At 48.5% G+C, this 11,706-nt stretch carries 14 protein-coding genes; 10 read left to right on the top strand and 4 right to left on the bottom strand.

Annotation, left to right across the window (positions count from 1 at the left end; genetic code table 11):
- The first annotated feature begins 4 nt into the window (after positions 1–4).
- The 7 genes from XMG48_RS07830 to htpG all read left to right on the top strand — a co-directional run bounded on the left by XMG48_RS07830 (position 5) and on the right by htpG (position 6,484).
- Positions 5–340, top strand: a complete 336-nt coding sequence (locus tag XMG48_RS07830) for a thiol-disulfide oxidoreductase DCC family protein (protein ID WP_173481506.1) — start codon at positions 5–7, stop codon at positions 338–340.
- Between the two features lie 49 nt (positions 341–389).
- Positions 390–713, top strand: coding sequence for a DUF3301 domain-containing protein (locus tag XMG48_RS07825; protein ID WP_173481505.1), 324 nt, complete (start codon positions 390–392; stop codon positions 711–713).
- A gap of 2 nt (positions 714–715) precedes the next feature.
- Entirely contained in the window at positions 716–2,158 is a 1,443-nt protein-coding gene (locus XMG48_RS07820; RefSeq protein WP_173481504.1) for a YdiU family protein, read from the top strand.
- A gap of 44 nt (positions 2,159–2,202) precedes the next feature.
- Positions 2,203–3,291, top strand: a complete 1,089-nt coding sequence (locus XMG48_RS07815; RefSeq protein ID WP_173481503.1) for a DUF2235 domain-containing protein — start codon at positions 2,203–2,205, stop codon at positions 3,289–3,291.
- A 10-nt stretch (positions 3,292–3,301) separates the two neighbouring features.
- The gene (locus tag XMG48_RS07810) at positions 3,302–3,781 is read left to right on the top strand and encodes a YaiI/YqxD family protein (protein ID WP_217363657.1); all 480 of its coding nucleotides are present in this window, start codon (positions 3,302–3,304) and stop codon (positions 3,779–3,781) included.
- Entirely contained in the window at positions 3,778–4,503 is a 726-nt protein-coding gene (locus XMG48_RS07805; protein WP_173481502.1) for a DUF599 domain-containing protein, read from the top strand. Before XMG48_RS07810 ends, XMG48_RS07805 begins: the two co-directional genes overlap by 4 nt.
- A gap of 67 nt (positions 4,504–4,570) precedes the next feature.
- Positions 4,571–6,484 (top strand): molecular chaperone HtpG, encoded by a 1,914-nt coding sequence (htpG, locus tag XMG48_RS07800; protein WP_173481501.1) that lies wholly within the window; start codon positions 4,571–4,573, stop codon positions 6,482–6,484.
- 229 nt (positions 6,485–6,713) lie between these two features.
- Here htpG and rarD read toward each other — a convergent pair whose 3' ends face one another.
- The 3 genes from rarD to XMG48_RS07785 all read right to left on the bottom strand — a co-directional run bounded on the left by rarD (position 6,714) and on the right by XMG48_RS07785 (position 9,097).
- Positions 6,714–7,616, bottom strand: coding sequence for an EamA family transporter RarD (rarD, locus tag XMG48_RS07795; RefSeq protein WP_173481500.1), 903 nt, complete (start codon positions 7,614–7,616; stop codon positions 6,714–6,716).
- Entirely contained in the window at positions 7,613–8,689 is a 1,077-nt protein-coding gene (gene hisC, locus XMG48_RS07790) for a histidinol-phosphate transaminase (RefSeq protein WP_173481499.1), read from the bottom strand. Before hisC ends, rarD begins: the two co-directional genes overlap by 4 nt.
- A 219-nt stretch (positions 8,690–8,908) precedes the next feature.
- The gene (locus XMG48_RS07785; protein ID WP_173481498.1) at positions 8,909–9,097 is read right to left on the bottom strand and encodes a PA3496 family putative envelope integrity protein; all 189 of its coding nucleotides are present in this window, start codon (positions 9,095–9,097) and stop codon (positions 8,909–8,911) included.
- Positions 9,098–9,309: 212 nt separating this feature from the next.
- Between XMG48_RS07785 and XMG48_RS07780 the strand changes: the two genes are divergently transcribed.
- Both XMG48_RS07780 and XMG48_RS07775 read left to right on the top strand, forming a co-directional pair.
- Entirely contained in the window at positions 9,310–9,984 is a 675-nt protein-coding gene (locus tag XMG48_RS07780) for an AzlC family ABC transporter permease (RefSeq protein ID WP_173481497.1), read from the top strand.
- On the top strand, positions 9,963–10,274 hold the full coding sequence (locus XMG48_RS07775; RefSeq protein ID WP_173481496.1) for a branched-chain amino acid transporter permease: 312 nt from the start codon (positions 9,963–9,965) through the stop codon (positions 10,272–10,274). The genes XMG48_RS07780 and XMG48_RS07775 overlap by 22 nt, the downstream gene beginning before the upstream one ends.
- On the opposite strand, the gene XMG48_RS07770 is transcribed toward XMG48_RS07775, so the two are convergent.
- On the bottom strand, positions 10,271–10,594 hold the full coding sequence (locus XMG48_RS07770; protein ID WP_254442871.1) for a metalloregulator ArsR/SmtB family transcription factor: 324 nt from the start codon (positions 10,592–10,594) through the stop codon (positions 10,271–10,273). The two genes, XMG48_RS07775 and XMG48_RS07770, sit on opposite strands and share 4 nt — an antisense overlap.
- Before the next feature lie 204 nt (positions 10,595–10,798).
- On the opposite strand from XMG48_RS07770, the gene XMG48_RS07765 reads away from it, so the two are divergent.
- Positions 10,799–11,701: a universal stress protein gene (locus XMG48_RS07765; protein ID WP_173481495.1), complete on the top strand. Its 903-nt coding sequence runs from the start codon at positions 10,799–10,801 to the stop codon at positions 11,699–11,701.
- Positions 11,702–11,706 lie beyond the last annotated feature (5 nt).

Here is an 11,706-nt window from a genome sequence, read left to right as displayed (position 1 = left end):
TTACATGAAAGAGACACTCTACTACGACGGAAAATGTTCGCTCTGTGTTGCCGAGATGGATAAGTTGGCAGTCATTAAGGGCGAACAGTTAGAACTCCAAGATATCCATGAGGTATCGGATCAACTGACAGAAGAAGAACGCATTAACATGCTCAAGGTTCTTCATCTGCAGCGTGGTGAACAGTGGGTAACTGGAATCGACGCGAACATAGCCGCTTGGCAACATACCCGCTGGGGCTGGATTTGGCGCATCCTTGGTTGGCCAATCATCAAGCCCATAGCTAATCTGGCTTATAAGCGCTGGGCACGTTGGCGATACGATCGACTCTATACTAAATAAAGATGCTTGATTAGACTGTCGACATTCTCACACTTTATAGGCCATCAGCGTGTTTATTGAACTTACCGATCTCTTTCTCCTGACTCTAGTCGCAGGTGTTATCTATGTTTGGTACAAAGGCCTAGCCGTTAGAGAGCGCGCACTGAATGCAGTTGAGAGTTACTGCAACAAGTTGGATCTGCAGTTGTTGGACCAAAACGTCTCACTGCGTGCACTTTGGCTAAAACGAGATGATAGAGGCCGCTTGGCACCTTGGCGTCGATATCAGTTTGAGTTCACCACGACCGGCGATCAACGCTACCGTGGCCAAGTTGTTTTGCTTGGCAATCGTCTAGAGAGCATTACCTCAGAGGCTCATAAGTTTGAGGATTAGCCATGTCTAAGCTCAATTTCGATAACAGCTATGCCCGTTTACCTTCTCACTGGTATCAGTCGGTCTCTGTCACTCCGTTAAAGAACACTCATCTAATCAGCTTCAATGCACCTCTGGCTCAAACATTAGGGCTAAATCCCTGTGAATGGGCGCCCAGTCAGTTGGTGGATACCTTCACCACTGAGCAGGGCCCTGAGGGTGCTGAACCCTTGGCCATGAAATACACAGGTCACCAGTTCGGTGTCTATAACCCAGATCTCGGTGATGGGCGTGGTATCTTGCTCGGCGAGCATCTAGACCCTGCTGGCAATCGATGGGATTTCCACCTTAAAGGGGCAGGTAAAACCGCCTATTCGCGCTTTGCTGATGGTAAAGCGGTACTTCGCTCCAGCATTCGTGAGTACCTTGTTAGTGAAGCGATGTTTGGTCTGGGTATTCCCACCACACGTGCGTTGGCTATTTTTGGCAGTGAGGAGTTTACCCTACGAAATGGGGCAGAGCCCTGTGCTCAAGTGCTTAGGGTGACACCTTGTCATATACGTTTTGGCCACTTTGAGTACTTCTACTATTCAGGTCAGCATGAGGACCTTAGACAGCTGGCCGATTACGTGATCGATCGTTACTACCCTGACGCGAAACAGGCTGAAAATCCCTACCTGTTCATGTATCAACAGGTGGTTGAACGCAGTGCCTACCTGGTTGCACAGTGGCAGAGTTACGGGTTTGTTCATGCCGTGATGAACACCGACAATATGTCGATCATAGGCGAGACCTTTGACTATGGTCCGTTTACCTTTATGGATCGATACGAGCCGGACCACATCGCAAATAAGAACGATGACAGAGGTCGATACGCGTTCAGTAATCAACCGAGCATCATGCAGTGGAATCTTGCGGCCTTAGCTCAGGCGTTAATCCCTCTGATTGATAAATCCGACTTGGAGGCTCAACTCGAGAGATTCTCAACGCTCTATTTTGACGCCTACTACACTAAGTTCTCTCAGCGATTGGCACTACCGAATCCAGGGGTTACTCATAAAGCGCTGATCGATGAGATGCTCGCGTTGTTAGAAAAACAGCAGGGTGATCTCAATCGTTTTATTCTAGCTTTAACGGATCTAGAGAAGGGCGACGCTTTGGGGGCTGAAGTAGATAGCCCCGAATCCTATTCAGAGTGGTTAAGCCGTTTTTATGCGGAACGTCATACAGAAGAGGAGACAATAAAATCACGTCTGGATTACGCAAAAACCTTAAACCCTGTCTATATTTTACGTAACTACATGTGTGAAGAGGCGATTCGCGACGCTCACGAAGGTGACTATCAACGCGTGAATCATCTGCTTGCCATGGTTCGTGAACCCACTAAGTACTATGTGCCACTGGCAGACTATGCAGATGCTCCACCGAAGTGGGCAGAGGGAATCTTCTTAACCTGCTCGTCATAGCAACCTAAAGCGCACAGTACTTTTAAAAACGATAGGAGAGCCTGGTGCGCAATTTACTGCTGGCCTTTGATGGTACTTGGCAAAAAACCGATTCGGATTTGAGTGATGGCGATCAAAACAGCCATGTTGTGCGCTTAGTTGAGGCTCTTCACAATTCAGACACAGATATTCCACAACAGGTTCATTATCTCCCCGGCGTTGGTACTTCAGCCTGGCAACAGATTAGAGGAGGCATCTTTGGTTGGGGGCTCTCTGACAAGATAGCCGAAGCCTATCTATGGTTGATGGAGCACTACCAAACGGGCGATCGGGTCTACCTGGTCGGCTACAGTCGAGGGGCATTTGCGGCGAGAAGCCTGTCGGGTCTTATTGATCGATTGGGTCTGCTTAAATTTGAGCATCTAGAGCAATTCGATTCCTGCTACCAGCTCTACAGACGCGGCACCCGTCGTGAACAAAATCGATTCAAAGCCCAGTTTGCCACCCCGATACAGATTGAGGCGATTGCCGTTTGGGATACCGTCGGGTCGTTGGGCATTCCATTGGGTAGCTTTAAACAGTTAAACCACTATTTGTGGGGCTTTCATGACACACGCTTAGCTTCCAATGTGAAGCGGGGCTTTCAAGCACTAGCCATTGATGAGCATCGTGCAGATTTCATACCGACACTCTGGTCACCCAAGCTTGAAGAGAATCAGATCGTTGAGCAAAGATGGTTTGCCGGATCGCATGGGGATGTTGGCGGAGGGACAGACTCAACGCTCTCAACCCACTCTTGCCAATGGATATGCGAGTCACTGATTCACTCGGGTCTGAAGCTGGATGCTGAGTCTGTGAAGACTCAAACCTCTAACTTTGAACTGCCTCACGACTCCTATGATCTGTTTTTGGGTGGGCTGTATGACTGGTTTAGCGATCGCCATTGGCGTCCAATAGGTACTTGTCAGAATCGCTTTGAGACGATCGATTCGAGTGTGTTTGAGTTAATGAACAACACCAGTTACCGTCCCAAAAATCGAGTAGGGCCCCATCTGACTTCCCCTATCTCTCACCAATTGTGTGAAATTGATCATCTATATCAGTTTCAGGCTTGTTTTCTCGACGGGGAAGAGGGGATACTGAACGCTTCTTAGATTTCAAGGAATGAGTGTGAAAGTTTGGGTTGATGCGGATGCGTGTCCTGTGGTGATTAGAGATATTCTCATCAAGGCAGCACTCAATCGAAAAGTAGAGATGGAGTTCGTTGCAAACCACTTCTATCAGTTACCTAATTCCCCCTATTTAAACTGGCGTCGAGTCCCTCAGGGTGCCGATCAGGCTGATCAAGAGATCGTTGATCGAGTGACCGCTGGTGATCTTGTCATCGCTACAGATCTGCCGTTGGCTAATGATCTGATCGATAAAGGGGCTCGCGTACTTACCCATCGTGGCGAGGCCTTAACGAAAGAGAACATCAAAGCGCGCCTCAATCTGCGTGACTTCTACGAAACCATGCGCGCTAGCGGTATTCAGTCTGGTGGCCAATCGGGTATGAGTCAGGCAGATCGTCGTGAGTTTGCCAACGCGTTGGATCGCGCCTTAACGGCAGCACAGCGTCAAGTGAAGCAAGGAGGCAATGCATGAACTCATTGTTAGAGATGCTGATCTCACTCAATCTGGACCTGGTCGCATTGATCTGGTTTTTGTTCTGTTTTAACGGCTATTTCATCTACGCTAAGCGAGCCAGTTATCGTGTTACCTGTCTGGCTAGCCTAATGCACCTCTATCGTAAGGAGTGGATGCGCGCGGCGCTGGATCGTGAGGTGAGGGTGGCTGATACCACAACGATCACCAATCTTGAGCGCGGTGTCACCTTCTTTGCCAGCACCACCATGCTGATTTTGGCCGGCCTTCTGACCCTGCTCTCTCGCTCTGATATGGCGATCGACCTTCTGTCTGAACTGCCGTTCACAGAGCCGATGACTCGACTGCAATGGGACCTGCGCATCATCGTGCTGATGGTGATGTTTGTATACGCCTTCTTTAAGTTCACCTGGTCTATTCGCCAGTATGGATTTGTCTCGGTCATGATTGGTGGCGGCCCCAACCCCAAAGAGAATGCCGATCCACGGACTCTCGATATGCACGCAGAACGCTCGGCTCGCATGGCCAGTATGGCGGCAAATAACTTTAATGCCGGCCTACGAACCTACTACTTTGCCATCGCAGTGCTAGGGTGGATGGTCAATACCTGGCTCTTTATGTTCTTGTGTGCAGTGGTTGTCTGGATTCTCTATCGTCGTGAATTCAGCTCTTCGACGCTAAGAACCTTAATGATGAGTACTGATATCAACGCCAAGGGTTGAAATTAGATCGGCATCCCCCATATCTGATGGAGTGTTAATCAGTAACTTGGGAATTCAGGTCTAAGCTATGACAACCGAAACGAAACAAGAAACTCTTGGCTTTCAAACCGAAGTGAAACAGCTGCTGCAGCTGATGATTCACTCTCTATACTCTAATAAAGAGATCTTCCTACGTGAATTGATCTCCAACGCTTCAGATGCGGCTGAAAAGCTACGCTTTGAAGCCTTGTCTAACGCCGACCTCTACGAAAACGATGGTGAACTGCGTATTCGCGTCTCTGCTGATGAAGAGAACAATACCATTACCATCGAAGATAACGGCATCGGTATGTCGCGCGATGAGGTCATTGAGCACCTAGGTACCATCGCTAAATCAGGTACCGCTAGCTTCCTGCAAAATCTGACCGGCGATGCTGCAAAAGATTCACAACTGATCGGTCAGTTTGGTGTCGGTTTCTACTCGGCCTTTATTGTGGCTGATCAGGTTGATCTATACACCCGTCGTGCTGGTCTAGACGCGGCAGAGGGTGTTCACTGGTCCTCTAAGGGTGAAGGCGAGTTCGATATCGCAACCATCGACAAGCCCGAGCGTGGCACGCGTATCGTCATGACTCTGAAAGAGGATGCGAAAGAGTTTGCCAGCGATTGGCGCCTTCGCTCTCTAGTCACCAAATACTCAGATCACATCGCGATGCCTGTGCAGATGGAGAAACAGCCCATGCCGGCAGAGGGTGATGAGGAGTCATCAAAGGATGCGCCTGAGATCGAAACGGTTAACAGCGCAACGGCATTGTGGACTAAGAACAAGTCAGAGGTGACCGAGGAGGAGTACAAAAACTTCTACCAGCACGTCTCTCATGATTTCCAGGAGCCAATTAGCTGGGCCCACAACCGCGTTGAGGGTAACTTAGAGTACACCAGTCTTCTCTACCTACCGTCCAAAGCACCGTATGATCTTTGGAACCGTGAAGCACCTAAAGGGCTTAAGCTCTACATTCAGCGTGTCTTTATCATGGATCAAGCGGATCAGTTCTTGCCGCTCTACCTGCGCTTCATTAAAGGTGTCGTTGATTCGAAAAACCTATCACTAAACGTCTCTCGTGAGATTCTTCAGAAAGATCCAAACGTTGATAAGCTGAAGTCCGCTCTGACTAAGCGAAGCCTCGATATGATCGAGAAGTTCGCTAAGAAGGATGCCGAGAAGTACCTAGAGTTCTGGAAAGAGTTTGGTCAGGTCTTGAAAGAGGGCCCTGCGGAAGATCATGCGAATCGTGAGCGCATTCTTAAGCTAATGCGTTTTGCATCGACCGAGAACAGCAACGGCGATCAGAACGTCAGCCTAGACAGCTACATAGAGCGTATGGGCGAAGATCAAGAGAAGATCTACTACCTAGTCGCCGATAACTACAACGCGGCTAAAGCGAGCCCACATCTAGAGATCTTCCGTAAGAAGGGCATTGAAGTGCTGCTTCTGACTGATCGCATTGATGAGTGGATGATGAGCCACTTGATGGACTACTCAGGCAAGTCGTTCCAAGACGTCACCAAAGGCGAGTTGAAACTGGATGGTGAAGAGTCTGAAGAGAGCAAAAAAGCTCAAGAGGAGCAGAACGAGCAGTACGCATCACTGATTGAACGTCTTGGCGGTGTATTTACCGACCGTGTCGACTCTGTCCGTGTCTCACAGCGTCTAACCGACTCTCCAGCCTGTCTGGTGCTTGGGGATTACGATATGGGTCTACAGATGCGTCGTATCATGGAAGCGGCTGGCCAAGCAGTTCCAGAGACTAAACCCGTCTTTGAGTTCAACGCAGAGCACCCACTGATCGGTAAGCTTGATCAAGAGTCCGATGAAGATCGTTTTGCTGATCTGGCAATGATTCTATTGGATCAAGCTCAACTAGCGACCGGCGGTCAGCTAGAGGATCCAGCAGCTTACACAGCTCGTCTGAACAAACTGCTGTTAGAGTTGAGTGCTTAAACACTCCACTTGAAGCAAAAAGGCCTGACACTGTCAGGCCTTTTTTGTTCGCGGCTTTTAAAAGGCCGCGATTACTATTTCAGGTGACTGGCCTTCAGCCTGTCATCCGCTGGTCAATTTTACTGTTTATCTGGAAGACGCGGAAAGAGTTGGGTCAGACCAAAGGTCAGACCCGCAGCTGCGTGCAAGTTTGATACTCCGGTGTCTGACCTCTGGTCTGACACCGCTGTTAACCGTTTGCCTTAGCCTTACGAAAAAGATCCACACTGAACACGATTAGCCCCACCCAAATAAAAGCAAAGCTGATAAAACGATCGATGCCGAAGGCTTCGTTCAAAATGAACACAGCGCTAAGAAACTGCATGATCGGGGCGATGTAGTTTAGGAAGCCTACGGTACCTAACGGAAGCTTTCTGGCGGCAGAGGCAAACAGCATCAGTGGAACAGCGGTCATGACGCCGGCACCGATTAACTCCCAAGTGAATGCTCCGAAATGATCAACACCCTGGGTGGCTAGCAAGCTTAGGTAGATCAGAGCGATCGGCAACATGATTAGGGTCTCAATCAACAATCCGCTGACTGAATCGACCGCTATCTGCTTACGCACGACGCCGTAAAAGCCGAACAGCAGCGAGAGGCTAACAGCGATCCATGGGAACTCGCCAATGGCGACTATCTGCCATAAGACCCCGACAGAGGCAAAAAAGACCGATGTTTTTTGTAGCCTATTGAGTTGCTCTTTAAAAAAGATCAGCCCCAACAACACCGCAACCAAAGGTGACAGAAAATATCCCAGACTGGCCGCGATCACTTGGCCACTGCCTACCGCCCAGATATAGATCCACCAGTTACCACTAATGAGCAGTGATGAAATGCTTAACCAGAACAGCGTCTTCTTGGACGTTAACATCGTCCAGGTGGAACGGATTTTTTTCTGTAGAAGAATCAGCAAGCCAACAAAGAGCACACACCAGACTATACGGTGTGCTAACACCTCGTCGGCGGGTACCTCGGCGAGTAGGGTAAAGTAGAGTCCAAAGCAGCCCCAGATTAGATAAGCTAGGGTGCCTTGGAAGAGTCCTTGTCGATACTCTTTGTGTGAGTCCTGTTGTGACGCTATTGATTGGTTCAAGCGTCTAGCTCGACCATATCAGGGTGCGATTTGAGTGCGTCGATCAATGCATCCATCTCAGCATCGGTACCAATGGTGATGCGAAGGAAGTTCGCGATCTCAGGGCGACTGAAGTGGCGAACTAACACCCCTTTAGTACGTAAATAGCCCATCAACTCACCCCCCTCAATAAACCGGTGCTCGGCAAAGAGGAAGTTGGTTGCTGATGGAAGTATGTTGAAACCTAACTTTTCAAGGCGATCACGAGTGGTCTCGCGCGTTGCGATGATTTTTTCACACATCTCCGTGAAGTAGGCGCTATCTTTCAATGAGGCAACACCAGCAGCGATCGCGAGCATATCCATAGGGTAGCTGTTGAAGGAGTTTTTAACCCTGTTCAAACCGTCGATCAGATGGGGTTGTGCGACGGCATAACCGATGCGCAAACCAGCAAGTGAACGCGACTTAGAGAAGGTCTGTGTCACCACTAGGTTGGGGTATTGATTCACTAGCTCAATGGCCGATTCGCCACCAAAATCGACGTACGCTTCATCCACCAATACAACTGTTTCAGTGTTGCGATCGAGTAGGTTTTTGATCTGCTCTAACGGCAGAGCTAACCCAGTCGGAGCATTCGGGTTGGCAAAAATGATACCGCCATTATCCAGTGGGTAATCTTCTAAAGAAATTGAGAAGTCATCATTAAGTTTTTGATTTTTAATATCAATTCTATAAAGATCGGCATAAACGTCGTAGAAGCTGTAAGTGATGTCTGGTTTGACCAGTGGCTTCTCTTGACGGAAGAAAGCCATAAACGCATGAGCCAACACTTCGTCTGAGCCATTACCGACAAATAGATTTTCGTTAGGCACACCCAGAGTGGTTGAAAGCTCGTTGATGAGCGCAGAAGACTCAGGATCTGGATAGAGGCGTAAGCGATCGGTCTCAAACGCGTTTAACACTTCCTGAACCCCATGTGCAGGGGGGTAAGGATTCTCATTGGTGTTGAGTTTAACTAAGTTGGCAACCTTAGGTTGTTCACCGGGTGTATAAGGAACGAGATCATTGATCTGCGGGCTCCAAAACTTACTCATAACGAAACCTTACAAATGGATAAATTTGAGCTGAGATAGTATCAGAAGCGAAGTAGGGAAAGAAGAAGAGGTCGACCGGTGTCAGCTATTGATACTGCCACCGGTCGGGTGTGCCGAACTTGCCCTCAATAATTAAGGTCAACTTCAGTCAACTCCATATAAACAAAGTTAAACTTTGACCACAACCTTTTTTATTAAGACTTAGGTGGTACGGGGAGCCTAGTAAAGTTCGTCGTAAGCGTCACGTAACTGACTGGCTAGAACGCGATCATCCATAATATCTTCGATCTGACGTCTGCGCTTAGCATTGTATCTGGATCGGTTACGTTGGCTCTCTTGCTCTTCGAATTGATCATTCCAATCGTCGAGGTCTTCGATCTTTTCATCGACACGGACTTTGCTGCCCATCTCTTAATCTCACTCTATAAAATTGATCGCTCAGTTCTGACGCTAGTCACGGTCGAGGGTTACCGTTAATGCGGAATATAGTTCATGCTTAGAATTTTGAGAAAATTAATTTTTTCAATCTGATTTCAATAAAAATCGATATTTTAACTATCTATAAAGTTGACCTGATCAAGAGCCTGAGCGAGGATCGCTTTTTTACGAGAAGTGAATGCATGCATCTTTTTAGACTCTCATTGCCGGTTCTATTTGGCTACCTTCCACTTGGGATGGCCTTCGGCGTGCTGTTTGTCACCGAGTTGGGATTGGATTGGTATTGGGCCGTCGCATTCAGCGTCATTGTGTTTGCCGGCTCTGCCCAGTTTTTATCGGTGGGTTTGATTGCCAATCATGCAGGGCTGTTAGAAGTGTTTGTGGCTGTTTTCCTCCTGAACAGTCGGCACATCTTCTATGGCCTGACACTGCTATCTTCGCTAAAGCTTACTGGGTGGCGTAAGGCCTACATGGTCTTTGCATTGACCGATGAGACCTTCTCACTGATAACCGGGCTGCCAAAAGAGAGCGGCCTGCAGCAGCAAGATTATTGGCGCTTGGCAGGCATCAATCAGAGCTACTGGGTTTTGGGTACATTGATTGGTGCACTATTGGGTGCTCAACTGACACTGCCCGATTTAGGTTTGGAGATAGTGCTGCCAGCACTGTTCGTGGTACTGGCCGTTGAACAGTATCGAACGCATAGAGCGGCGGGTTTGATGTTGATAGCCTGTTTGATTGGGCTGATCGCCATTTGGCTTTGGCAAGATCAGATGCTGTTGCTATCGATCACTACCGCACTGGTTCTAATGTTAATTAACTACTTGAGGCAGCGATGGACCAGTCACTCTATCTGATCAGCTTTATAGCGTTAGCAGCGTTGGCAACAGTGGCAACACGTGCGCTACCGTTTCTCTTTTTATCGCGTCACAGTCAGCACCCACTACTGGAGTATCTGGGTCGCTATCTGCCACCGGTTTTGATGGTGCTGTTGGTGGTGTATGCGGTCTCTGATCTGCCGATGGCCAATCAACAGTGGGTAATCAGTCTGGGAAGTTTAATACTGGTAGCCGTGACTCAGTGGTTGAGCAAAAATGCGCTGCTCAGCATTGCGCTGGGCAGCCTGTTGTACATGCTATTGATTTAAATACCGCAGTACATACCGTGCAGAGTGCTGATAATTCGTTGTGCACGATCGCCTTCAAGTGAGTAGTAGATCGTTTGCGAATCTCGACGAGTTTTAACTAGGCCATCACGACGCAGCACCGCTAGGTGTTGTGACAGGGCAGACTGGCTAAGATCCAGATGCTCGTTTAGTTCGGTGACAGAGAGCTCTTTACCTTCCAAGTAGCAAAGAATCATCAAGCGACTACCGTTCGCGAGTGCCTTCATCAAGCGCGCGGCCTCTTTTGAGTTTTCACGCATTAGCTCTAATGTGTCTGCGGGTAGGCGTTGTGTATCTGTCATAATTGAACTCGGTATTGATCTGTCCCAAAAGGGATGTTGATTTGCTTAATTAGCAGTTTTGAATATAACGACTTGATGGGTGTTTGTAAATTTTTATTATCCACTCGCATCGTTTAATCGCCCTTAATTGCGCTGAGTCACGCTCATTTCGACAGTTAACGCTATACTGCAATTAATCGCATAGTAGAGGGTAGGAGAGTATTTATGTTCCAACGAGTCCTGGTCACCAGTGAAGAGTCACACTACTCCCCGCAGCCACTGTTAAAAGCGTCGGCACTCTGTGCAGAGTCGTCTCATATTGAGTGGTTTCAGTCGGTCTATAACGCTGCGTTTGAAACGGCGACGGCGGAAGATCAACCATCACAAGAGGATGCGTTGGCACTCTATGTGACGCACAGGCTCAACCAAGCTGAGCGGCACATCGAAGAGTTAGACCTTCCACAGGATGTAGCGGCTGATATGCGATGGCACCCTAGCTTTCTTAAAGCGGCACTGGAAGAGTCGGATCGTTACCAGCCTGACTTGATGGTGGTACCCCGTGTCAGAAAACATGATCTGTTGGATTGGCTAATCGGCGGTGATGAACAAGAGTTGGTCCGTCGTCTCCATGAACCGGTTCTGCTAGCCAATGATCAACCCTTGCAGGCTCACCCAAGGATCGCCGTAGCCATTGATCCTTTCCACCTGGATAGTCGCAATCACAGGTTGGAAAAGCACCTGCTTGAGGTAGCTGATCAGTTTGCACAACGGTTGTCAGCTGAGCTTCATGTCGTTCACTGTTTTCAAACGCTTCCGCAGAGTGTCATCTACGATGAGCATTTAGTAGAAGATTTTGAATCGCTTCAGAAACAGGTAGGTGAGGAGCATCGTCAAAGAATTGAATCGTTGATTGAGCCTCTAAACCGTCCATTGGGCTCGCCACTGCTTAAATTGATTGTCGGGGATGCGAATGAAAAATTGCCTGAGTTCTGTCAGCAAGAGAAGATCGATCTGTTGATTCTGGGCGCACCCGAAAAAGGGTGGGTGGAGCGCTTCTTAATGGGCAGCTCCACCGCACGCCTTTTAAATCGGATAGAGTCCGATATTTTGGTTATTCACGATCAATAACAGAG

It is taken from the genome of Marinobacterium sp. xm-g-48, assembly GCF_013282925.1.
Lineage (GTDB): Bacteria > Pseudomonadota > Gammaproteobacteria > Pseudomonadales > Balneatricaceae > Marinobacterium_E.
This window is presented reverse-complemented; position numbering and strand designations above follow the sequence as displayed.